This window comes from Thalassotalea fusca (assembly GCF_053485835.1).
This window is the reverse complement of sequence record NZ_JBQRUN010000003.1, coordinates 317,416-340,567: the sequence shown is the minus strand read 5'-3', so window position 1 is coordinate 340,567 and position 23,152 is coordinate 317,416. Positions and strand designations below refer to the sequence as shown.

Genomic DNA, 23,152 nt, shown 5'->3' with positions numbered 1-23,152 from the left:
TTGCAGCGACTCGATGGAAACAAGATTAATGATTGATGGAGCAAATGTCGCTTACGAAGCTGTTATCGATATATTGATTAGATTGTATTTATGCTGACAACAAATAAGTTTCTGTAAAATAAGGGATAAATTGATTTGGTGATAATGTAAGTGGTAAACATTATTTAATTATTACTAAAACATTATCAAGCTTGTTAATTTGTTGTTTTTTAAAGTTTAAATGTTGTTTTTTGGCTATTTTGCCGTGATCGTCTAGATTCTTTTGTATATTGATTTTACTTTGAATCAATATGCTCAAAATGGATTATCAAAGCTCGAAAAGCTCGAAAAGCTCGAAAAGCTCGAAAAGCTCAAAAAGCTCAAAAAGCAGCAACATAATTTGACTTATATCTAATAGCTATGTGTGCGTATGAAGCATCTGCTAGTGCAGAGGGGAACTTGTAAATATTAGTTACAAAATATATTTCCTTTAAAATTAATTGTTTAAACTGGCTTTTACTTGGGATACCTTAAAAAATTGTCAGGTATTTTAACCGGATGATGTTAAAATACTGTTAAGCCTTCAATGAAGGCATAAGAATAAAAACTGATGCTAATTAATTTCCTAATTTATGGGGTAAAAACATGAAGTTAATGTTAACGGCGATCTGCATGGTGCTTGGTCTATGGACGACTTCGGTCCAAGCAACAACAACTGTAGACGATGTTAAAACTTTTACATTAGACAATGGCATGAAGATCATTGTCCTAGAAGACAACTCTATTCCAAACGCCAATATGTATTTATTTTGGAAAGTTGGGTCTCGAAATGAGTACCCTGGAATTACAGGGTTGTCCCACTTTTTTGAGCATATGATGTTTAATGGTTCGAAGAAATATGGACCTAAAATGTTCGACCGTACAATGGAAGCTTCTGGTGGCAGCAACAATGCGTATACAACTGAAAATCTAACTGTTTATACGAACTGGTTTCCAGTGAGTGCAATGGAAACAATTTTTGATTTGGAAGCTGACCGAATTAGAGATTTGGCAATTGATTCTAAAATGGTTGAAAGCGAACGAGGCGTTGTTACGTCAGAGCGCAGTACCGGATTAGAAAACTCTAACTTCCGTGCTATTTGGCAAGAGGTGAAAGGGGCTGCGTTTCGTGCACATCCCTATAGTTGGCCTGTTATCGGTCATGCTTCAGACATTGCTAATTGGAGTCTTGAAGACCTAAAACGTTACCACAAAACTTACTATGCGCCGAACAATGCCGTAGTTGTTATTGCAGGCGACGTTACCGAAGCTGAAGTGAAAAAGTTAGCGAAGAAATACTTTGAGCCAATTCCTGCGCAACCTGAACCAAGAAAAGTTCACACCGTGGAGCCTAAGCAATTAGGTGAACGTAGAGTTTATGCACGAAAAGAATCGGTAACGACACCCAATATCATGATCGGCTACCACGTGCCAAAAACACAACACGAAGATTATTATGCACTTAATATCTTAAGTGATATTTTAGCCACAGGCGAAAGCTCACGTTTGCAACAGTCTTTAGTGAATGAGCAACAAGTAGCAAGTAGCTTATTTACCTACCTACCAGAGTCTATTGATCCAAATCTATTCTATATATATGCAGTAGCTGCCAAAGACGTAGCGGCAGAAAAGCTGGAAAAAGCGATCATTGCTCAAGTGAACAAGGTGATTCGCGAAGGTGTTACAGAACAAGAGTTGCAAAAAGTTAAGAACCGAAAGCTAGTTGATTTTTATCGTGAAATGGCAACTATCAACGGTAAAGCAAATACTATTGGTAGCTATGAAATGTATTTTGGCAGCTTTGAAAAACTATTTACAGCACCTGAAGCATTTAACAAGGTGACTGTTGAAGATGTTCAACGTGTTGCAAAAACCTATCTCATTAAAGCCAACCGTACTGTTGGTATTTTGTCGTCTGAAGAGGATACAAACGATGCGGATCTTTAAGTCTGTATGCGCTCTTTTAATAGGGGCCGTTTCATTACAAGCAAGCGCTGACTACACATTACCAGCATACGAAAAAACTACACTGTCAAATGGCTTAACCGTTTATTTGATGGAACAAAAGGAAGTGCCACTTATCGACGTAAGTGTCGTTGTAAAAGTAGGCGCAATTGAAGATAAAGCTCACGCAGGCCTAACGTCATTTACTGTCGACAACTTAGTCTTAGGCACTAAATCACTCGATAAAAAATCACTAGATCAAAAGCTAGATTTTATTGGTGCTAATATTTTCGGTCGTACAAATCATGAATTTACTACGATCGGCGCGTCATTTGCTGCTAAAGATCAAGACACGGTATTACCAATATTGCGGGATTTAGTGTTAACACCGCGAATGGACGCAGAAGAGTTTGATAAACTCAAGAAGCGTACGCTGTTAAACCTTGAACAAGAAAAAGAAAGCCCTCGTATGGTGATTAGTCGTTACTTTAACCGTCAGTTGTTTGGCTCTCAAGGCTATGGTGCTGAGGTTACCGGTAATGCAAACTCGATCGCTAACATTAGTCTTGAGCAACTAAAATCACATCATCAGCATTGGTACCAACCAGATAATGCTGCAGTGATTGTGGTAGGGGATTTTAATCAAAAAGACATGAAGGCGCAGTTAAATAAATTATTTGGCACATGGAAAAAGACTGCATCGGTTACGCCTAGCAAAGTTGCTAAAACGAAAGCGCCAACACAATCAAACGTGGTTATTGTCAACAAAGACAACGCGGGTGAATCAACATTTTTGATTGGTGGGCTCGGTATAACGCGTGATAATCCAGATATCGTAGGTTTATCGGTGATCAACACCATCTTAGGTGCAAGATTTACATCTTGGTTGAACGATGAACTACGCGTTAACGCAGGACTTACTTACGGTGCGCGTAGTCGATTCACTTCATATTCCAATGATGGTAGTTTTGCTATTTCAACGTTTACCAAAACGGAAACTACAGTTGAAGCGATAGACCTAGCATTGAAGACATATGCAAGATTGTGGGAAAAAGGTATTGATCAACAAACTTTGGACTCAGCTAAGGCATATGTTAAAGGGCAATTTCCACCGAATTTCGAAACATCGACAGATTTAGCAGGCTTGTTGGTAGATATGTATGGTTATCAGTTTGACGAAAACTATATCAATACGTTTGAACAGCAAGTGAACTCTTTAACGCTCGAAAAAACGAAGTCTCTTATCAAACAGTATTTTCCTAAAGAGAATCTACAATTTGTTGTGGTAGGTAAAGCGTCAGAAATCCAAGATAAGTTAAGCAAATATGGCAGAGTCAAAACGGTGCAAATCGAAGATGCTGGTTTTGCAGTTAACTAATTACCAACAGGAGTAAATTAAGTGAAAAAATGGACATTACCGCTGCTATTGACATGTATTACTGCTTGTCAGCAGGTGACGGTTCCCACTCAAACAGTAGACAGCGCTGCTGAAATAGCAGGCGTTAAGTTTATAGAACAAGTTGATTCGCTAGCTGGCCAAACGGTTATTCCATACAAAAAATACGTGTTGGATAACGGCTTAACGGTGATTTTACATCAAGACAAGTCTGATCCTTTAGTGCATGTTGACGTGACATATCATGTTGGCTCGGGGCGAGAGGAGTTGGGTAAATCGGGATTTGCTCATTTCTTTGAACACATGATGTTCCAAGGGTCAGAAAACGTAGCCGATGAACAACATTTCAAGTTGGTAACAGAAGCTGGCGGTACGATGAACGGAACAACAAACTCTGATCGTACGAACTACTTTCAAACAGTTCCTGCTAGTCAGTTAGAAAAAATGTTGTGGTTAGAATCTGATCGCATGGGCTTTTTACTTGATGCGGTAACACAGGAAAAATTTGAAGTTCAACGCGAAACCGTGAAGAACGAACGTGGGCAACGTATCGACAACCGACCTTATGGTCGTTTGGGTGAGCGCGTTGCTGAAGCGCTTTATCCAGCGGGTCACCCATATTCATGGCCAGTAATTGGTTACATGGAAGACCTTAATCGCGTAAATGTGAATGACTTAAAAGCATTTTTCTTGCGTTGGTATGGGCCAAATAACGCAACATTAACTATTGGTGGCGACATTGATGAGACTGAAACATTAGCGCTTATCAAAAAGTACTTCGGTTCTATTCCTCGTGGCCCAGAAGTGGATATGCCAGAAAAACGCCCAGTAGTACTAGAAGCTGATCGTTACATTTCAATGGAAGATAATGTTCATTTGCCATTGATTTACATGTCATACCCAACTGTATCTGTTCGTCATGAAGATGAAGCTCCGTTGGATGTGTTGTCGAGTATCTTAGGCGGTGGTAAAACTTCTTTACTTTATAAAAACTTAGTAAAAAACCAAATTGCGGTACAAGCGTCGGTAAGCCACCCATGTGCAGAGCTGGCATGTACGTTTAATTTATTAGCGTTGCCGCACCCAGCTTCGGGCAAGTCACTAGCTGACATCGAAAAAATTATTCGTGACAGTTTAGTCGAATTTGAACAACGCGGTGTGCAAGACAACGATTTAGCGAAAGTGAAAGCTGAAATGGAAGCCGGTTTCATCTTTGGCTTGCAAAGCGTTGCAGGTAAAGTTAGTCAACTAGCGTCAAACGAAACGTTTACTGGTAACCCTAACTATATTGAGCAAGATGTTAAGCGCTATGCATCGGTAACTAAAGAAGATGTAATGCGTGTATTTAATCGCTATATCAAAAACAAACATGCTGTGATCATGAGCGTTGTACCAAATGGTCAGCTCGACAAGATTGCTGCAAAAGATAACTTTACGCCGCCAAAGCGTGCAGCTGTTGCACAATCGACGACTTCAGCTGATGAGCTTGATTTGAGAAAAGCTGTTGATAGTTTTGACCGTAGCGTTATTCCTGCGGCAGGAGCAAATAAACCTGTCAGTGTGCCTGACATGTGGCAAACAACACTTAGTAATGGAATCAAAGTACTTGGTACACAAAGCATTGAAACACCTACGACGTCTTTATTGTTGAAAATTCCTGCAGGTCATTACTATATCGACAAGAGCAAGGCCGGTTTGGTTACAATTCTTGCGCAAATGTTGAATGAGTCTACGACGAAACGCTCAGCAGAAGATATGTCCACAGAGTTAGACAAATTAGGTAGCTCTGTATATATCTACCCGAGTGCCAAGTATCTGAATGTACACATCAATGCATTAACGAAAAACGTAGATGCAACACTAGCGTTAGTTGATGAAAAGTTACGATTCCCTGCATTCAAAGAAGATGAATTTGCACGTGTGAAGAGCAATGCTATTCAGGGAGCTATCAACAATAAGAAAAACGCGGGTTATTTAGCGTCTACGGCGTACCGTCGCTTGTTACAACAAGACAATATTGCTGCATTACCAATCGATGGTTTGGAATCGACATTGAATAATTTGTCACTTGCAGACGTAAAGTCGTTTTTCCAGTCGCAAGTTAAGCCTCAGGATGGACAACTTATTGTTGTTTCAGATTTGAACGAGCAACAGGTAATGTCAGCATTGTCAGCGTTTAACCATTGGCAGGGTAAGGGCAAGGCACTTGAATTAACATTGCCTGAGCCGGAAACCAAAAAAGGCGTTATTTACCTGGTAAATAAAGACAAAGCCGCTCAGTCTGCTATCCGAATTGGTAAACGTTCACTAAAACAGGATATTCTCGGTGAATATTATAAGTCTTACCTAATGAACTTCCCGCTAGGTGGTGCTTTTAACAGTCGCATCAATCTTAATTTGCGTGAAGACAAAGGATATACCTATGGTGCTCGCTCATATTTCAGTGCAGATAAGCTAACAGGAACATACACTGCGTCGGCAGAAGTGAGAGCAGATGCGACAGACAAGTCAGTTGTTGAATTTGTTAATGAAATTAGCCGTTATGCAAAAGAAGGTATTGCTGATGATGAGTTGGCATTCATGCGTAATGCAATTAACCAAAAAGATGCACTTAAATATGAAACTCCACGTGCGAAATTGAATTTCCTTGCACAAATCTTAGAACATGATTTAACGCCTGACTTTGTTAAAAAACAGGCAAAAATCGTTGAAACGATTAGCAAAGATGAAATCAATGCCTTGGCGAAAAAGCATCTTAACGTAGAAGATATGTTGATGGTGATTGTAGGTGATAGCGCGACACTACGTCCACAGCTAGAAGCACTAGGGTACGAAGTGGTTGATTACGAAATCTAATCACCCGTAGCATGAGCTAATGTCTCGTTCTAAAATAAGTTGAAAAGAGCTGGTACTATCCAGCTCTTTTTTTATGAAAGGTGAAAGTTAATCTCTTTGATTAATGCTTCAGGATTAATGGGCTTAGTGACATAAGCTTGCGCACCTATCAGACGTGCTTTACCAATATCATCTTCGTCGTGAGAGCCCGACATAAAGATGACTGGAATAGTTGCACGACTTGCAACACTCTTTATCCGTTGACAGCACTCGAAGCCATCCATATGTGGCATCTGAATATCCATTAAGATAACGTCAGGTTTTAACTGGGTGAGTAGCTTTAGCGCTTGAACGCCATTTTTAGCAATATGAATCTTATGACCTAAGTGTTCAACCATATTAGAAACTAAACGAATGTTTGTAGAGCTATCGTCTATGATGAGGATGCTTGACTCATTTTCTAATGCCATGGAGATACTTCCTTGTCAACATTTTGAGATACCAACATGTTAAAGATAGGCGGAATATCACCCACTGTAAAGTACTTCAATAGTCTCGTAATTGTTACTTGAGTTGTATGTTAAAGCTCAATTGTGACACGTTTTTATTATTGTTACTGTGTTTGTAGTTTGTGTAACACATCGTTCAAAAGTTGTCGGATATTTTTACACTTTCTGGAATTGCTTGCTGTAAGTGGTTGATATTTATGGTGTGGTACGCTAATTGCTTATTGTGAACAGCTTGTTAATTTGCTAACGAGTATTTAACTGATGATGCAAATTAAAGTGAATAACAAATTTCAAAACTAATAAGATAATTTAATAAATTACTATTTTTAAAACACAAGAAGAGAGTAAAATGTCAATGTTTAAAGCCCCCAAAAAAACAATGATTAGTGCCCTTATGGGACTGACGTTTGCCGGTGTTGCAGGTCAAGCAAACGCTGAATTAGTAGAAGCGCCATTTGTAGGTAGCCATGATGTTCAAGCATATATTTCAGCTGGTAATGGTGATAATTCAATGTCTCCAGACGAAGCATTAGCAGGTCGTCGTGATGCAAATACACCAGATTCTCGTTTTACAGGTGTTGTATCAATCAGACCTGTAATTAATGGTCAAGGCTTTATCTGTACTGGTACGGTTATTTCTCCACGTCACATTTTAACGGCAGCACACTGTGTAGATGAGAATGACCAGGGCAAAGCGATGGATTTAACTAATCCTGATAACGATTTATTGGTCGTATTTAACAACGATGGTGATTACACAGAAGTTACTGGTGCAAAAGACGTTGTTATTCATGAAGACTATAACGGCTTCAACGTGTGTCCTGACGGTACTATGGGGTGTGTGAATGATGATGTCGCGATTATAGAGTTAACCCGCGCTATTCCTGAAGGCGTAGAAATTTACGACCTATATGAGCCACAAGTTTGGGACACAAACAACCTAGCGAACTTTGGCATTGGTGGTAACGGTGACCAATTCCACATGGTAGGTTATGGTACTCGTGGCGACGGTTATTCGGGTTATTATTCTAGTCCTCGTTACAATGAAAAATTAACGGGTGGCAACATCGTTGATTACATTGGTTTTGATGATGAAGAAGCAAATGGTCCTGAAGTTTGGTATGCAGACTTTGATGGCACGCGCACTGAAAATGGTGTTTCAGAAGATTATGACATATTCTGTAGCTTCGGTGTGTGTAGTGACTGGTTAGCTGAAGATGTTGAAACTAACATTGGTGGTGGTGACTCAGGTGGTCCATCATTCATCTATGATGCAATAAATGACAAATACTTGTTAGCGGCGACAAATACGTTTGGTGCTAATACGTCGCCTATTGCTCCTGGTGCTTTTGGTAACTATATGGGTGGTATCTTACTTAACCCTTACCACCAGTGGATTGCAACACAAATTCCTGCTCCTGCTACACTTGCATTATTCGGTTTAGCATTAGGTGGTTTAGTGACTCGTCGTAAAAAAGCGAAGTAAAAGTTGCTTGTCACAGTGTAATTCAAAGGCTAGGATTTCCTAGCCTTTTTTATTTGTTTCATATTAGGAGTAACATATGAACATCCAATGGCCATTAGGCATATTGTTGTTAACGTTAGCTATGAGCCCATTAACGACGGCAAACGCACATTCAGCAGTGGAAGAGGCGAAAGAGCAGCACAATGTTGAATCATGGGGGCAACCCAAAGTGAAATCTAACAAAGTACATAAAGCTACCGTTTATGTGGATGTGCTGGTATCTGCTGATGGCAAAGTCACTAAAGTAGTGAAATCTGCAGGTGAGGGGAGGAAATCTTTCGATCAAATGGCTTTGACACGCGCAAAAAAAATGACATTTCCGATTCGTACAGTAGAGGGACAGGCGGTAGAGTATTGGCAGCGCCGTGTTGCGATAGATTTTGAACTTTCAGCTATGGATGGAAAGATTCCGCAAAAACATTTAGGTAAAACAGACAATTAAGGCGTTATTAATGGTTCACTTGCTGATGGGCAATGTGCCGCTTGCAGTCGCTCTAATACCACGTGGCGCTGTTCTTGGTAATAATCAGGCAATTGTTCAATACTGATAGACTGCCACTGTTCGTACGCGCGACAATACTGCTTTAGATCAATATAGAATGCGGTTAGCAGCAATTTAATTTGTGCCTTTAACGCTAAGTCCTCAGCAATTTGTGCCATATCAACAGCTATCTTTAAATTGGTAACAGCTAACTCAGGATAGCCCAGTTCTCCGTATATTTTGGCGAGATTGTGTGTAACCGTCGCAATTTGTTGCTTATTGCCAAATTTAAAACTCCATTCTTTGGTGATTAACCAGTAGTCGAGCGACCTATTTTTATCACCCAGTTTATCGCTAAGATGGCCAAGGTTTCCGTATAACTCCATCATAAAATGGGCGTTTTTGCTGTGCTTATATTCTTGTTCTAACGCTTGGAGTGAGGCATAGGCTTTAGTCAGTTGATTAGTATGCATTTGGAGATTAGCTAATTCGATTAAGCGCATGGGCGAAGGGTAGGTTGTTTGTAATAATGCCAGCTTTTGTTCAGCAAGGAGCGCATAGTGAATGCTCGATTCAACTTCGTCATCATCAAATGAAGATTTAGCAAAATATATAAGCGCAGTAACTTGAAAAGGGAGCGGCACATCTTCGCGATGAATCCAAGGTTTTGTTTCTTTCTTGAGTTGAGCAAATTGCTTCAAATTAAATAAGGCATCGTAACGAAACTGCAATAAATCAAACCATCGACGGCTATGTTTACTCGTAGATTGCAGTGCACTTTTTACCACGTTTAAACAGCGTTTAGGTGATATTAAACAAACATGTTCAACATTAATCGTGACGTTCGTGTTAAATGTGTTGGCGACAACAACAGTGCTAGAAATGGCACAAAGTAGTGCCATTCCCAATGCAATTGTAGTTAACCACTTTATCTTCATATCAAATCCCTGATACTCGCATTGTTATCGGTGCTAAGGTGCCATGATATCAAGATGCGTGATATAAAAGTTAGGATCTAGCTTAATCACAGCATTGGCTGCTGGCAAGGTAACTTTCGACCAAGAGGTTTTAGGTGTAATCCACATCGGTTGGTTATCGACAAATATACGCATAGGCATATCAAAATTCTCAATCGTATTAGCCCAACGCACCATGAGCGTATCGCCATTGACAAAATACTCAAGTGCTGGAATACGGACATCACGTAGGTATTGGTCAAAAATCTTCTCTAGTGATTTGCCCGACTGTTCAATCATGTAGGCTTCAACTGCCGCCCCAGTTGTCGTTTGGTGATAAAACGTTTTATTAAGCCCGCGTAAAATATCACGCCACTTTTTGTCGTCATCGATGATTTGGCGGATGGTATGCAACATATTACTGCCTTTGTCATACATGTCACCAGAGCCTTCACGATGTACGTTGTATTGACCTACTATGGGCTTTTTATTCTGAACGTTTGCGCGAGAGCCTCTCACATAGGCGAACGCTTTCTCCTTATCGTAATGATATTCAAGAAATAAACTTTCTGAGTAATTGGTGAAACTTTCGTGTATCCACATATCGGCAATATCAACATTCGTGATGTTGTTCGCAAACCACTCATGCCCAGTTTCATGTATTATGATGAAATCAAATAACATACCATGCCCAGTACGGCTACGATCACGCCCTAAATAGCCATTTTGATAACCATTGCCGTAAGTGACCGAGCTCTGATGCTCCATGCCCAAATAAGGCGCTTCCACAAGTTTAAAACTGTCTTGATAAAAGGGATATGGACCAAACCAATATTCAAATGCTTCAATCGTTCGCTTTGCATCTTTAAACTGTTCTTTGGCTTTATCTAAGTTATACGACAATACGTAGTAGTCCATATCGAGCACACCATTTTCACCCGCATATGTCTCGCCAAAGTGAACATAATCGCCAATATTGATATTTACGCCATAGTTGTTAATCGGGTTTATTACGCGCCAATGATAAGTCTTCGTTTTACGTGTCTCATCATGCTCGGTTTTTTCTAATCGGCCATTAGAGACATTCACCAAATGTTCCGGCACTTCGACGCTGATTAGGGCACCCAGATCGGGCTCATCATAGGCGTGATCTTTGTTTGGCCACCAAATACTGGCACCTATCCCTTGGTTTGCTGAGGCAATAAAATCAATGCCGTTTTCATCTTTTGTCCACGTGATGCCGCCATCCCAAGGGGCTCTTTTGGCCTCTGTTGGTTTACCTTCAAAGTGCAATACAACGGATTGCTCAGAACCTATAGGCTGAGGAGAATTCGGTTCGATGAAATAGGTATAGCCGTCTTGGGTGATGTTGAGCGACTTTCCTTCCTGTACCGCCTTTGTTAGCTGCATAGGCGCTTGTAACTCAATTTGCAGGCGATTAGCATCGCTTAATACGCGGTAAGTTACCGTATTAGTACCTGCGATGGTTTTTTTGTCAGGTTCCACACGGATATCCAAATGATAGTGGCTTAAATCCCACCACGCACGTTCGGGTGTAATGGAGCCACGAAGAACATCTTGGCGTGTGATTTCATCGCCTTGTGAAAATAAATCTGATGCATCAGCGGTAATTGACAGCGTGCTGGTAATAGTTAACAGCGAGCCAAGCATAAATGATCGTAGTAGGGGCATAGTGTATTTGTATTTAATTATTTTTATTGCTGTTATTAATAGCATACTCTGAAGCTACGCCCAAATTTGAATAATTTATATGTAATTGCGCTTGCGAAAAATTTAAACAATGCGCTAGAATCGTGAACAATCACTTGTCGGAGTGCTTTTGCTCGTTTATACGAGTTTAAAGCTGAGATCGCATTTGCGGGATCCGTAGAACCTGATCAGGTTAATACCTGCGTAAGGGAACAAGACGCTTACTACATAACCCAAGTTCTTTCCGTAGTAGCGCTCATTCTACACTCCGTCTTTTTATATACCGTTAAAAAGGCAAACACTATGACTCAATTATCACGTCGCGAACGTCGCCAGCAGGCAGAAGAATTTATTAATAATGTGTCGGGGCAAAGCTACCCCAACTCGAAGAAAGTTTATGTTGAAGGCAAATTACACAACATTAAAGTTGGCATGCGTGAGATTACTGTCGGCGATACATTCGTTGGCGGTACAGAAGAGAACCCAATTTTCGAGCCTAACGAACCCATCCGTGTCTATGACACTTCAGGGGCATACACCGACGATAGCGTAAAAGTGAATGTGCACGAAGGTTTGCCAAAAATGCGCGCTAAGTGGATTACCGAGCGTGATGACACAGAGGAACTGGTTGGTGCAACATCGGGCTACAGTCAACAACGTTTAGCTGATGAAGGGCTAGATCACATTCGCTTTGACAATCTACCAAAAGTAAGACGCGCAAAACCAGGCAAAAACGTGACACAAATGCACTATGCTCGCCAAGGCATTATCACGCCTGAAATGGAATACATTGCCATTCGTGAAAACATGAAACGAGCGGAAATGAAGGATGAAATTCTTAAACACCAGCATCCAGGGCAAAGCTTTGGTGCCAATATTCCGCAGGAAATCACTCCTGAATTTGTGCGTCAGGAAGTTGCAGAGGGGCGCGCAATTATTCCAAATAATATTAATCACCCTGAAAGTGAACCTATGATTATCGGGCGCAACTTCTTGATTAAAGTGAACGCTAATATCGGTAATTCAGCAGTAACTTCTTCCATTGAAGAAGAGGTAGAGAAACTCGTGTGGTCAACCAAATGGGGAGCTGACACTGTAATGGATCTCTCAACAGGCCGCTACATTCATGAAACGCGCGAATGGATTGTTCGTAACTCACCTGTACCAATTGGCACAGTGCCGATTTATCAGGCGTTAGAAAAAGTGAATGGTGTTGCCGAAGATCTCACATGGGAAGTTTTTCGCGATACTTTGATTGAGCAAGCAGAACAAGGTGTTGACTACTTTACGATTCATGCTGGCGTGCTATTGAGATATGTTCCGATGACAGCCAAGCGTGTAACGGGCATTGTTTCTCGCGGTGGTTCTATCATGGCCAAATGGTGCCTGTCGCATCATAAAGAAAATTTTCTTTACACCCATTTTGAAGAAATCTGCGAGATCTGTAAAACCTACGATGTTGCCTTTTCACTAGGCGATGGCTTACGACCGGGGTCGATTGCCGATGCCAATGATGAAGCACAATTTAGCGAATTGCGTACGCTAGGCGAGCTCACCAAAATTGCTTGGAAGCACGACGTACAAGTAATGATCGAAGGCCCAGGACATGTGCCACTTCATATGGTAAAAGCCAACATGGATGAACAACTGAAGCACTGTCATGAAGCACCATTCTATACGCTTGGGCCACTAACAACTGATATCGCACCGGGTTATGACCACATAACTTCTGGCATAGGTGCGGCAAATATTGGCTGGTATGGCTGTGCTATGTTGTGCTATGTCACGCCAAAGGAGCATTTAGGCTTACCAAACAAGGAAGATGTAAAAGAAGGACTTATTACTTACAAAATTGCTGCTCACGCCGGCGATTTAGCGAAAGGTCATCCGGGTGCGCAGATACGTGATAACGCGTTATCTAAAGCACGTTTTGAATTTAGATGGCACGATCAATTCAACTTAGGACTAGATCCAGAAAGAGCGCGAGAGTATCACGACGAAACACTGCCGCAAGAGTCAGGCAAAATTGCACATTTTTGTTCAATGTGTGGACCAAAGTTTTGTTCGATGAAAATCACGCAGGATGTGCGCGACTACGCCGCCAAGCTTGAAGCAAACGCTGCTGACAGTATCGCCATCAAATTAGTAGACGAAACAGTCGTATTGCAGCAAGGCATGGATGAAAAGTCAGCTGAATTTAAAGCCGCAGGAAGCGAAATTTACCACACCGCCCAGTAACGAAGGAGCGTAACGCTTTGAATAAAACGGTTGGTATTATTGGTGCGGGGTTAATGGGGCGGCTGGTCGCCCTGCAACTTGCACAGCGCGGGGCAGAGGTTATCTTGATTGATAAAGATGATCGTGAAGGGCGTGCCAGTGCAGCGTATGCGGCAGCTGGTATGCTAGCTCCCTACAGTGAGTCACTCCTTTGTGAGGCGAACATTGTGCAAATGGGCGTTACATCGTTAAGGCTTTGGCCAGAACTATTAGCAACACTCGACGACTACTATTACTTCCAGCAGGCGGGCACTTTGCTCGTGAGCCACGAGCAAGACCAAGGAGATTTTGCTCGTTTTCAACAACACATCAATCGACATTACCCTGAGTCTGCACAGTTTCTAACGCGTGAAGACATTGCGCATTATGAACCCGAACTCGCTCGAAAGTTCAGTCAGGCGATTTATTTGCCTGAGGAAGGGCAAATAGGTAATCGCAAATTGCTCGTTGCATTACAAGTACAGCTGGAAAAGCTCAATGTTTCTTGGCAAGAAAACACCGAAGTTTTTTCGCTAGGTCGCGAGAATAATGGAAGGTATAAAATACTGGCAAATCAGCACAGTAAACAACGATCTTTTGACGTCGATCTGGTCGTAGACTGTCGAGGTGCGGGGGCGAGAAAGCCGCTTAGCGCAAGTAATGAGTCGATGTTGCCTATTGATTCACTTCGAGGTGTGCGTGGCGAGCTGTTTCAGTTGTTTGCGCCAGATGTACATATCACACGACCCGTACGTTTGATGCATCCGCGTTATCAACTTTATATCGTGCCGAAAACCAAAGGCTTTTACGTAGTAGGTGCAACAGAAATTGAAAGCGAAGATACCTCATCGATGACGGTGCGTTCGGCGCTTGAATTATTGAGCGCTGCCTACAGCGTCCATCCGGGATTTGCTGAAGCAAATATACGACAACACTTGAGCCAGTTACGCCCGGCCTTTGCAGATAACCAACCGAAAATCGTTCATCAAGATTACTACATTCAAATTAATGGCTTGTTCCGACATGGCTACTTGATAGCCCCTGTAGCGCTGGCGCAAACGGTGGCATTGTGCGAGCAACTAATTGCCATGCCAAACGGAAAAGTTGAGTCACATCACTTAGCTCAACTGCCTTATCAATCATTATTACCCGTTAAAACTGCTTATGAAAATTTATATTAATGGCGAATCGATAAATATCGATTCGCAAGCTACTATCACACAAGCGCTAACACGTTATTTAACGAGTGAGCAACTGGCCATGAGTTTCGCCATTGCCTGTAATGGTGACTTTGTCGAGAAGTCTCTTTATGCACACACCTTACTCAACGACGGCGATTCGATTGACGTGCTTTTTCCTATTCAAGGAGGCTAATGATGTCTTTACATATTTATGGCCAACAACTTAACAGTCGCTTGCTGATTGGCAGTGCGCTATATCCTTCACCCGAAATGATGAAGAACGCGATTTTAGCGAGTGGCTCGCAAGTCGTGACATTGTCACTAAAACGACAAAACCCACAGGCTGGGGCAGGACAAAAAATATGGCGGTACATTCAAGATTGTGTGGCACAAGTTGATGGATTCTTACTGCCAAACACGGCAGGCTGCAAGTCGGCAAAGGAAGCAGTTACGCTGGCAAAAATGAGTCGTGAATTGTTTAACACTGATTGGATCAAACTAGAAGTTATTGGTGACGATTATAACTTGCAGCCAGATCCCGTGGAGTTATTAACTGCCACGGAAATATTACTAAAAGAAGGGTTTAAGGTATTGCCTTACTGTACCGATGACTTAGTGCTTTGCCAGCGCTTATATGATTTGGGTTGTCAGGTCATCATGCCGTGGGCTTCTCCTATAGGCACAGGTAAGGGATTAATGAATCCGTACAACCTTGAAACTATTCGTTTGCGCTTACCTAATGCCACATTAATTGTTGACGCTGGCATTGGTAAGCCGTCAGATGCTTGTCAAGCGATGGAAATGGGATATGACGGGGTATTGCTCAATAGTGCGATTGCATTGGCTGATAACCCTGTGGTGATGGCCAAAGCGTTTGCCATGGCGGTTGCAGCTGGCGAACAAGGGTATATGGCTGGTGTCATGCAGGAACGGCAAACTGCGCATCCAAGCACGCCAACACTTGAAACGCCATTTTGGCATCAGAGTGGAGGTGTATAACATGGCAAAACCTATTGTTTGGACGATTTCAGGTGCAGATTGCTCTGGTGGGGCCGGAATTGCTGCTGATATCAAAACGCTGCACACGCTGGGCGTGGAAGTATGTCATGTAATCACCGCCAACACAGTACAAAACGCTAAAGGCTTATATGCCGTTAATCCTGTTTTGATTGATGTGATCCGTATGCAGTTGTATACCTTACTCGAAGACAAGCAGCCGCGAACCATCAAGATTGGTCTGATTGCTAGCGATGCCCAATTATTGCTGCTCATTGATTGGTTGGCTACATTGAAGCGTGATAACGGGGATATTCAAGTCGTATTTGATCCCGTGGGTCAAGCCTCTGTCGGCGGTAAATTTGCGTCTCTTACACCGAGGTATGTACAGCAATTTTGCGCCTTGTGTGATGTGGTAACGCCAAATCTTGATGAAGCACATATGTTGCTGGCACTTGAGCAGCTAGAACACGCCGATATTTCTGCACACGCGCTGGCTAGGGAATTGAGCAAACGCTGGCATAATACCGTGATTGTAAAAGGTGGTCATGATGAAGGAGAAAATGCCACAGATCATGCCGTGTGTTATGGCAGCGGTCTGTACTGCGGGTTAAGTGCGCCTCGAATTGCCACATCTTACAGCCATGGTGGTGGTTGTGTATTTGCTTCTGCAATTGCTGCATTTTTAGCGCAAGGGTATTTATTTCGCGATGCGTTTACGATGAGCAAAGCGTTGATTCAACAAGGGCTAGCACAGCATCAAGGCCAGCAGGGTTATTACGGCGCTTTTGCCGTTAAGCAGTGGCCAGCACCAAGCCAATTTTTTCCTAGTGTGGTCTGTGATGTCACTTGTGAATACCAAGCGTTGGGGGCATTTCCATCACTGGGCTTATCAAAAAACGAACATAGTCTTGAAAAATTGGGATTGTATCCGGTGGTTGATTCTGTGAGCTGGCTGGAGCAGTTACTTCCTGCCAATTTAAATATCATCCAGTTACGACTCAAAAATCTGTCTCAAGAAGCGTTGAAAGAGCAGATATCGCAAGCGATTGCTTTGTGTAATGGAAGCAATACGCGATTGTTCATCAACGATCATTGGCAACTGGCCATTGAGTTAGGTGCGTATGGTGTGCATTTAGGACAAGAAGATTTAGCCGATGCAGACTTAGCCGCCATTCATCGCGCTGGCTTACGCTTGGGCATAAGTACACATGGCTGTTATGAGTTCTTACTGGCACAGCAATTACAACCATCGTATTTGGCTATTGGGGCAATATTTCCTACGAAAACTAAAGACATGACAGGACAGATCCAAGGTGTAGATAATTTGCGTCAAATTCTGACGTTGGCAAAAGATATTCCGATTGTCGCTATCGGAGGAATAAATGCTGAACGCGTGTCTGAAGTGTGGCAAACCGGTGTTGATAGCATTGCTGTGGTTACAGCAATTACAGAAGCTGAGCAGCCTTTGCTCGCGGCCAAGACATTGCAACAGTTATTGGTGTAGTTGAAACCAGGTCACGAAAGAAGTGGCCTGACAGCCTACGCCATTGACAAAGCGCACTAGATTTAATGACTACGGTGCGCTATTGAGTGGAATTTGAGGCCGCCACTCTAGCCAATCTTCATCAAATTCGTCGGCAAGTTTAAAGGTATGGGCTTGAGCAACTTGCTGTATATTCGCATTAGGTGGTGTAGCAAATGCTATACCTCCGGCTAATAATGTTTCTACAGATTCTGACTTTATATCGATGCCGCTAAAAATGCCGGCGTCGAGTTGTACTCCACTTGCGTTCCAAAATTTGCTTTGTGCAGTTACCAGTGGCGCAAAGCGCTGCGCTATATTAACGTATATGTTAACAGCATCGGCAGTGTCGTTGAGATCAACTCCAATGACTTCGCCCACTTTTACTTGTCGGTAAAGCACAGGGTTGCCCACACGTATAGATCCTAAACGAGCAGAAGTTAAGGTGATGTTGAGACCTCTGGCCTTGTTTGTTGTCACTGGTTCCCAATCATTTGCTGTGAAGGCTGTGCTAAACTCGCCCGTGCCGGGTTTTACACCGATGAAGTTACCTTCAATAAGCGCACTGACATTTTTGGAACCTACTAAGCCAAGCTCAGGTTTGGCAAGCCAAAATTGCGTACCAGATACCGCAAACTGCTTAGCATGGTCGCTAAGATATGCATACGCAGTTGCGCCGAGTCCATCTTGATCAAACTGAATATGTTCAACCATACCTACCTGATGTTCTTTATATTTAATTTTTAAATTAGTTTTCAGCCCATCGATATCATTAAAGCGTATACGAACAGCCTGACCAGCCAAACGCGCATATTCCACGTTGTCGTACAATGTAAATCGCGAGCCCTCAGCTAGCGGTTCTGGTGTCATTTGCTCAGAGAAAACCTGCGGCGTATTAAAAAAACTAATGCCGCCCCTCAAGATGGCATCAGTCGATTCAGTCTTAATGAGGAAATTGCCTACACCACCTTTTATGGTGATACCACTCGCATTATAAAATCGCGTTTGGTTGGTGAGTAAATGGCGGTATTCTTCAGCGATGGTTACGTTGATATCAACGTCTTGCTCTTTTTCATCTATGGCAACATTATCAACCTGACCAACCAAAATCCCCTTGTAACTGATAGGGCTGCCGGGCGTAACTACATTGCCACGCTCCGTATTTAACGTTAATTGCACGCCGTCAGCGCTTGTTGGCTTTTTAGGTGGTTTACCGGCAAGTGAAAATACGTCAATGTGCTCCCCTTTGCCAACATTAACGCCAATGTAGCTACCACCGAACAACGCATCAGTGTCGCTAAAACCCGCAAAAGAAATACTTGGATTAACTACCCAAAACTGCGAATCCTGCTTAAGTATGTGTGCATATTCTGGTAACAAACCTGCGGTGATAACTACTTGCCCTTGTTGTGAGTCAACGTGTTGTATTGCCCCAATTTCTTCGCCATACAATAAGATACGTGCATCTTCAGAAAGTCCAAACATACTGGACGCGACTAATTGAAACGTTAACCGTTGTTTAGCCATTTTTTGGCTATCGTACAATGCAAAGGTATCGCCATTTTGTGGTGTCGTTTTTTCTTGAGCAATGCCTAAATCAAACGCTATCCCCCCAGTTAAAATCGACTGTAGTGACTGTGCGTTTACCTCAAAATTCTGGAGGCCACCTGTAACTTTAAAGCCGCTTATATTCCAAAAACGACTATCGGTTGATACATAATCTTGGTAGTCAGGTTCAACATGAATATGGATTAAAGATTCATTAGGGCCAGTATGTTCGATGGCTTGAACACTGCCAACACGTTGCTGTTTATAATAAATACCAGTATTCACCCGTATTGAAGAGACGTCGTTCGCTTGCAATACCAAATGCAATCCCGGTTCATCGTATTGATAGGCGGGTTTTTGGTTGTACACAATAAATTCATTGGTAGGCTGCCCAGAAATCGATGGAGATATTCCTATGTGTGAGCCTAACAGCAATGAATGTAAGTTAGTAACGCCACCTAAATCAATTTGTGGTGAGGCAACAAAGAAACTAGTATTTTCGGTGAGGTATGGAATGACCCTAGGATTGACCTTAGCTATCGCAGTTATGCGGCGACTCTGTGGGTCAATCTTATCTACAGAGGCGATATAGCCAAGTGTTAGCCCTTGGTAACGAATGGCCGCGCCTTCATCTATCCCAGAATCCCAATTTAGCTCGAGTGAAATTTCATGGCCCATTTCAGCGGTTCGGTAGTCTGGGTAAAGTTGGTAAACTTGTCCGTTCTGCGCTGGTGGCAATACTGCTTCATGTTGTGCATCGTCAAAGGCGATACCCCCTGAAACGATTGATGCGATCGATTGTGTTTTGACCTGTATTCCACCAGTGAGTGATCCAGAAACTTCTACGCCACTGGCATTCCAAAAACGGGAATTTTCTTTTACCAAATGGCTATATTCAGGTTTGATGAATACGTTGACTTTCACTAGGTTGAGCTGTTCGTTATAGCGATACCCAGATACATGACCTACGGTGATTTGACGAAACGTAACGGGGGAGCCTCTGCTTAGCGAACCTAGTGCTTTTGTGTGCAAGACCACATGCAACCCAGGTGTAGAAGCGTCTAATGAGGGAGCGTCACGTAGTGCGACAAACTCTCGCTTAGCCTCGCCTTTGCTTTCGAGATCGGGCTTGAAATTGATATAGCTGCCAGAAACGAGCGTGTCGAGGTCAGTTACACCTTCTTGTAATGAAAAGTCTGCGGTGACATACCAAAATAGTGCTTTATTGGTCAGCATAGTCTTAGAACTGGAATCCATTTCTATTTCAACCATCACACTTTGTAGGTCATCTGAAATTTCAACGTCCTTGACGAGACCGACTATCAACCCCCGATAACGTACTTGGGTTTTTCCTTTGACAATACCACTGGCATTATCAAACTGTACGGTTATAAACACGCCTTGTTCAGTAAATGATTTAATCAATAACCAGCCACCAAATAGCAAGGCCAAAAATGGCACCAGCCAAACGGCTGAGATCCCTTCTTTTTCTTCAATAACAGGTGATGACGGTGTCGGTTTTTGTGTCATTATTCTTTTGGTTCCGAATGGTTGTCCCACAATAAACGGGGATCAAAACTCTCAGCGGCAAACATAGTAAAGACGACCATCAAAGTGAAATAGGTGATGCCGTCTGCCGCTTCAATATTGGTGATAAACCCCAGCTTGACGACAGCTGCCATAACGGCCACAACAAATACGTCAAGCATTGACCAAGGGCCGAGATATTCCACCAAATGATAAAGTTTACTCTGTTGTTTTAATGTCTTTTTTTGACTTTTCTTAGCATTGTACATTAAGTAGAACAACGCAAGTATTTTCCCGAGTGGGATTACAAAACTGGCAATAAAAATGATGAGTGCAATGGGTAACATGCCCGATTGGACAAACTGAATAATACCTTCAAATATTGTTGACGCTTTGCCAACCCCTAACTTGTAATACACCATCATGGGATACATATTGGCTGGGATTAACATAATCAATGCCGCAATCGTCCAGGCCATTGTATATTGAAGACTCTTTGGCTTGCGTTGACTAAACGTTTTGTGACAACGAGGGCACCTTTGGTAGGTGTCGATCATTTTGACTACCTTGTGACAGCGTGGACAGGCGCCTAGCCCGTGGTCTATTGCTCTATCCATTGGGGCACTCATCCAATTGCTGCCATATGTGCTGGTGGTCCATGGTGATGGACAACATCGTGGAACAAAGCAACAGCATGCATAAACTCACTAAGCCTGTACCGATTTGCAGTTCCGATGATTCACCGAGTTTATACATTGAGATAATAACGCCGAGCAACAGCACATGTACCATCGCCCAGTTGTCGAGGTTTTGATAGGAACGGAAAAAGGTACGTAACTTAGGTGTATTTTTTTGCACGCGAAGTGATAGGTGGATGATTAGCGACATAATCAGGCGCACGAGAGGAATCGCGATGGTAAATAAAAACAAAGCCGTAGCGACAATATAGTCACCGTTGTTGATCGCTAAGACAATGCTTTCAATAAGTGACGCTTGGTTAGCATTGCCTGCGGCGCTAATGCCGAAAATTGGTAAGGTAACGGCTGGAACAAAGAATACTAATCCAGCAACCGAAAGCGCCATAGAGCGTTCAACCGAATTTCGCTTAAATACCGTTAAAGTGCCACCACAATGACAGCAACGCGCTTTTTGCCCTTCCTTGAGCCTTGGCAGAGAAAATAAGCCATCACATTGCTTACAAGCAATTAATGAGTCTAATGGCTGTTTGTTCTGCATAACAATAGTTCCATTATGTAAACCGAATAACTAGTTTAATGGAAATATGTCATTTCTCCAATGGCTTAACCGTTACAAAGCGTGAATAAAAAAAGCAGCTCTAAGAGCTGCTTTTCAAATGGGTTTACTTGTTACGAGGCATTTTAGCGCTTGTACAATTAACCTTTATTATTTAGTGATGACATGTATTGCGCTAACGCTTTGATGTCGTCATCAGAAAGCTTCACTGCGATGTTACCCATCATGTTGTTTAGGTCGTTCGCACGTGCGCCTGAGCGGAATTTCTCTAATTGTGCTTGTAGGTAAGTTGGGCTTTGTCCTGCAATGGCAGGGAAGCCAGCTTTATCCATACCGTTACCGTCAACTGAGTGACATGCAATACATGCTGTAATACCGCGCTTAGCATCACCACTGACGAACAATCTACGACCTGTAGCATTTTCTTCAGCAGTTGAAGGATAAAGTGTTTGTGACGCGAAGTATGCTGCTAAGTTTTGCATGTCTTCAGCTGATAAAGGTGCCACCATGCCTGCCATTACGCCGTCAACACGGCCTTCAGCATTGTTTGTGTCTACTGCTTTTTTGAAGTCACGTAATTGCTTCAACAAATAAGCTTCACTTTGGCCTGCTAATGAAGGGTACATGGCAACAGCCGCGTTACCATCGGCACCGTGACAAGCTGCACAAGTTGCTGCTTTTGCTTTGCCAGCTGCTACGTCACCAACAAATGATTTTGCAACTACCACGCCTTTGGCTTCAACTTCACCAACGGCTGCTGTGTCAACAAAGTAAGCACCAATGTGTGCAATATCTTCATCTGATAAGTTGCCTGCCACTTGGTTCATTGGCGCGTTCTCGCGTGAACCGTCTTTAAACGCTTTTAATTGCTTTTCAATGTATTGTGCGTGTTGGTTAGATAAGTTCGGGTTAATTAATACAGAGCTGTCGCCGTCTTTACCATGACAGTCAACACATGCTGTAATTCCGCGTGCCTTATCACCAAATTCGTAAATAGTTTTACCTACTTTAGCGTCTGCTACAAATGCCGGTTTAGCTGGCGCAGCTGTTGCTGGTGCAGATGCGTCACCGCTTGCGGCTGTATCGCCACCGGCTGCTTGGCCGTCACGCGTAAAACTTGAGAAATATGCGGCTACGTCTGCCATATCTTGATCTGACAAAGCTAACGCCATAGGTGCCATTACAGGGTCTTTACGTTCGCCGGCTTTAAATGCCTTTAATTGCTTAACAATATAGTCAGCATGTTGGCCAGCAAGGTTAGGGTACATGTCGGTTGCGCCGATACCATTCGTACCATGACACGCTGCACATGTTGCCGATTTCGCTTTACCTGCCGCTACATCACCTGTGAATGCACTCGCAGAATTTACCAAACCTAATCCGAGTACGATCGAAAATAAGACTTTTTTCATGGATTGCTCTCTGTTTTTTATTAACGCTTAAGGTTAGCCTAGCCCAAGCGACTATAAATTTTAGAATTATCGCGGCATT

Annotated in this window: 17 protein-coding genes and 1 riboswitch; of the genes, 10 read left to right on the top strand and 7 right to left on the bottom strand. The window is 42.6% G+C overall.

Annotated elements, in window-relative coordinates:
• Positions 1-624: 624 nt before the first annotated feature.
• From ACSLUK_RS05865 to ACSLUK_RS05855, 3 genes are read left to right on the top strand one after another with little or no spacing between them, the layout of a single operon-like run.
• Complete coding sequence (locus tag ACSLUK_RS05865) at positions 625-1,965, top strand: M16 family metallopeptidase (protein WP_448547599.1); 1,341 nt, start codon at positions 625-627, stop codon at positions 1,963-1,965.
• Positions 1,952-3,340, top strand: coding sequence for a M16 family metallopeptidase (locus ACSLUK_RS05860; RefSeq protein WP_448547598.1), 1,389 nt, complete (start codon positions 1,952-1,954; stop codon positions 3,338-3,340). The genes ACSLUK_RS05865 and ACSLUK_RS05860 overlap by 14 nt, the downstream gene beginning before the upstream one ends.
• A 21-nt stretch (positions 3,341-3,361) precedes the next feature.
• Positions 3,362-6,214, top strand: coding sequence for a M16 family metallopeptidase (locus ACSLUK_RS05855; RefSeq protein ID WP_448547597.1), 2,853 nt, complete (start codon positions 3,362-3,364; stop codon positions 6,212-6,214).
• A gap of 71 nt (positions 6,215-6,285) precedes the next feature.
• On the opposite strand, the gene ACSLUK_RS05850 is transcribed toward ACSLUK_RS05855, so the two are convergent.
• Positions 6,286-6,663, bottom strand: coding sequence for a response regulator (locus ACSLUK_RS05850; protein WP_448547596.1), 378 nt, complete (start codon positions 6,661-6,663; stop codon positions 6,286-6,288).
• A gap of 388 nt (positions 6,664-7,051) precedes the next feature.
• Here ACSLUK_RS05850 and ACSLUK_RS05845 point away from each other — a divergent pair, with 388 nt between their 5' ends.
• Together ACSLUK_RS05845 and ACSLUK_RS05840 are read left to right on the top strand one after the other, a co-directional pair.
• Complete coding sequence (locus ACSLUK_RS05845) at positions 7,052-8,188, top strand: trypsin-like serine protease (protein WP_448547595.1); 1,137 nt, start codon at positions 7,052-7,054, stop codon at positions 8,186-8,188.
• A gap of 76 nt (positions 8,189-8,264) precedes the next feature.
• Entirely contained in the window at positions 8,265-8,669 is a 405-nt protein-coding gene (locus ACSLUK_RS05840; protein ID WP_448547594.1) for a TonB family protein, read from the top strand.
• Here the strand turns inward: ACSLUK_RS05840 and ACSLUK_RS05835 are convergent.
• Together ACSLUK_RS05835 and ACSLUK_RS05830 are read right to left on the bottom strand one after the other, a co-directional pair.
• Positions 8,666-9,646 (bottom strand): tetratricopeptide repeat protein, encoded by a 981-nt coding sequence (locus ACSLUK_RS05835; RefSeq protein ID WP_448547593.1) that lies wholly within the window; start codon positions 9,644-9,646, stop codon positions 8,666-8,668. The genes ACSLUK_RS05840 and ACSLUK_RS05835 overlap by 4 nt on opposite strands.
• A gap of 33 nt (positions 9,647-9,679) precedes the next feature.
• Complete coding sequence (locus ACSLUK_RS05830) at positions 9,680-11,356, bottom strand: M1 family metallopeptidase (protein WP_448547592.1); 1,677 nt, start codon at positions 11,354-11,356, stop codon at positions 9,680-9,682.
• Positions 11,357-11,484: 128 nt separating this feature from the next.
• Positions 11,485-11,603: riboswitch (TPP riboswitch) on the top strand.
• A gap of 74 nt (positions 11,604-11,677) precedes the next feature.
• Here ACSLUK_RS05830 and thiC point away from each other — a divergent pair.
• The 5 genes from thiC to thiE are packed head-to-tail and all read left to right on the top strand — an operon-like array spanning position 11,678 to position 17,314.
• Positions 11,678-13,612, top strand: a complete 1,935-nt coding sequence (gene thiC / locus ACSLUK_RS05825; protein ID WP_448547591.1) for a phosphomethylpyrimidine synthase ThiC — start codon at positions 11,678-11,680, stop codon at positions 13,610-13,612.
• 17 nt (positions 13,613-13,629) lie between these two features.
• Positions 13,630-14,811: a glycine oxidase ThiO gene (gene thiO, locus ACSLUK_RS05820; protein ID WP_448547590.1), complete on the top strand. Its 1,182-nt coding sequence runs from the start codon at positions 13,630-13,632 to the stop codon at positions 14,809-14,811.
• Positions 14,795-15,004 (top strand): sulfur carrier protein ThiS, encoded by a 210-nt coding sequence (gene thiS, locus ACSLUK_RS05815; protein ID WP_448547589.1) that lies wholly within the window; start codon positions 14,795-14,797, stop codon positions 15,002-15,004. The genes thiO and thiS overlap by 17 nt, the downstream gene beginning before the upstream one ends.
• Entirely contained in the window at positions 15,004-15,810 is an 807-nt protein-coding gene (locus tag ACSLUK_RS05810) for a thiazole synthase (protein WP_448547588.1), read from the top strand. Before thiS ends, ACSLUK_RS05810 begins: the two co-directional genes overlap by 1 nt.
• A 1-nt stretch (position 15,811) precedes the next feature.
• The gene (gene thiE, locus ACSLUK_RS05805) at positions 15,812-17,314 is read left to right on the top strand and encodes a thiamine phosphate synthase (RefSeq protein ID WP_448547587.1); all 1,503 of its coding nucleotides are present in this window, start codon (positions 15,812-15,814) and stop codon (positions 17,312-17,314) included.
• Positions 17,315-17,383: 69 nt separating this feature from the next.
• Here the strand turns inward: thiE and ACSLUK_RS05800 are convergent, their stop codons facing one another.
• The 4 genes from ACSLUK_RS05800 to ACSLUK_RS05785 form a co-directional block, all read right to left on the bottom strand.
• Entirely contained in the window at positions 17,384-20,410 is a 3,027-nt protein-coding gene (locus ACSLUK_RS05800; protein ID WP_448547586.1) for a PqiB family protein, read from the bottom strand.
• Positions 20,410-21,024 carry a paraquat-inducible protein A gene (locus ACSLUK_RS05795; RefSeq protein WP_448547585.1) on the bottom strand — a complete coding sequence of 205 codons (615 nt, stop codon included), beginning with the start codon at positions 21,022-21,024 and terminating at the stop codon, positions 20,410-20,412. Before ACSLUK_RS05795 ends, ACSLUK_RS05800 begins: the two co-directional genes overlap by 1 nt.
• Positions 21,017-21,643 carry a paraquat-inducible protein A gene (locus ACSLUK_RS05790; protein ID WP_448547584.1) on the bottom strand — a complete coding sequence of 209 codons (627 nt, stop codon included), beginning with the start codon at positions 21,641-21,643 and terminating at the stop codon, positions 21,017-21,019. Before ACSLUK_RS05790 ends, ACSLUK_RS05795 begins: the two co-directional genes overlap by 8 nt.
• Positions 21,644-21,801: 158 nt before the next feature.
• Positions 21,802-23,073, bottom strand: a complete 1,272-nt coding sequence (locus ACSLUK_RS05785) for a c-type cytochrome (RefSeq protein ID WP_448547583.1) — start codon at positions 23,071-23,073, stop codon at positions 21,802-21,804.
• Between the last annotated feature and the right edge of the window lie 79 nt (positions 23,074-23,152).

Excerpts from the sequence above, each read along its gene's own strand:
- ACSLUK_RS05865 (WP_448547599.1), top strand. The coding sequence starts at position 625 with ATGAAGTTAATGTTAACGGCGATCTGCATGGTGCTTGGTCTATGGACG.
- ACSLUK_RS05860 (WP_448547598.1), top strand. The coding sequence starts at position 1,952 with ATGCGGATCTTTAAGTCTGTATGCGCTCTTTTAATAGGGGCCGTTTCA.
- ACSLUK_RS05850 (WP_448547596.1), bottom strand. The coding sequence starts at position 6,663 with ATGGCATTAGAAAATGAGTCAAGCATCCTCATCATAGACGATAGCTCT.
- ACSLUK_RS05845 (WP_448547595.1), top strand. The coding sequence starts at position 7,052 with ATGTCAATGTTTAAAGCCCCCAAAAAAACAATGATTAGTGCCCTTATG.
- ACSLUK_RS05840 (WP_448547594.1), top strand. The coding sequence starts at position 8,265 with ATGAACATCCAATGGCCATTAGGCATATTGTTGTTAACGTTAGCTATG.
- ACSLUK_RS05835 (WP_448547593.1), bottom strand. The coding sequence starts at position 9,646 with ATGAAGATAAAGTGGTTAACTACAATTGCATTGGGAATGGCACTACTT.
- ACSLUK_RS05830 (WP_448547592.1), bottom strand. The coding sequence starts at position 11,356 with ATGCCCCTACTACGATCATTTATGCTTGGCTCGCTGTTAACTATTACC.
- thiC (WP_448547591.1), top strand. The coding sequence starts at position 11,678 with ATGACTCAATTATCACGTCGCGAACGTCGCCAGCAGGCAGAAGAATTT.
- thiS (WP_448547589.1), top strand. The coding sequence starts at position 14,795 with ATGAAAATTTATATTAATGGCGAATCGATAAATATCGATTCGCAAGCT.
- ACSLUK_RS05810 (WP_448547588.1), top strand. The coding sequence starts at position 15,004 with ATGATGTCTTTACATATTTATGGCCAACAACTTAACAGTCGCTTGCTG.
- thiE (WP_448547587.1), top strand. The coding sequence starts at position 15,812 with ATGGCAAAACCTATTGTTTGGACGATTTCAGGTGCAGATTGCTCTGGT.
- ACSLUK_RS05800 (WP_448547586.1), bottom strand. The coding sequence starts at position 20,410 with ATGACACAAAAACCGACACCGTCATCACCTGTTATTGAAGAAAAAGAA.
- ACSLUK_RS05795 (WP_448547585.1), bottom strand. The coding sequence starts at position 21,024 with ATGGATAGAGCAATAGACCACGGGCTAGGCGCCTGTCCACGCTGTCAC.
- ACSLUK_RS05790 (WP_448547584.1), bottom strand. The coding sequence starts at position 21,643 with ATGCAGAACAAACAGCCATTAGACTCATTAATTGCTTGTAAGCAATGT.
- ACSLUK_RS05785 (WP_448547583.1), bottom strand. The coding sequence starts at position 23,073 with ATGAAAAAAGTCTTATTTTCGATCGTACTCGGATTAGGTTTGGTAAAT.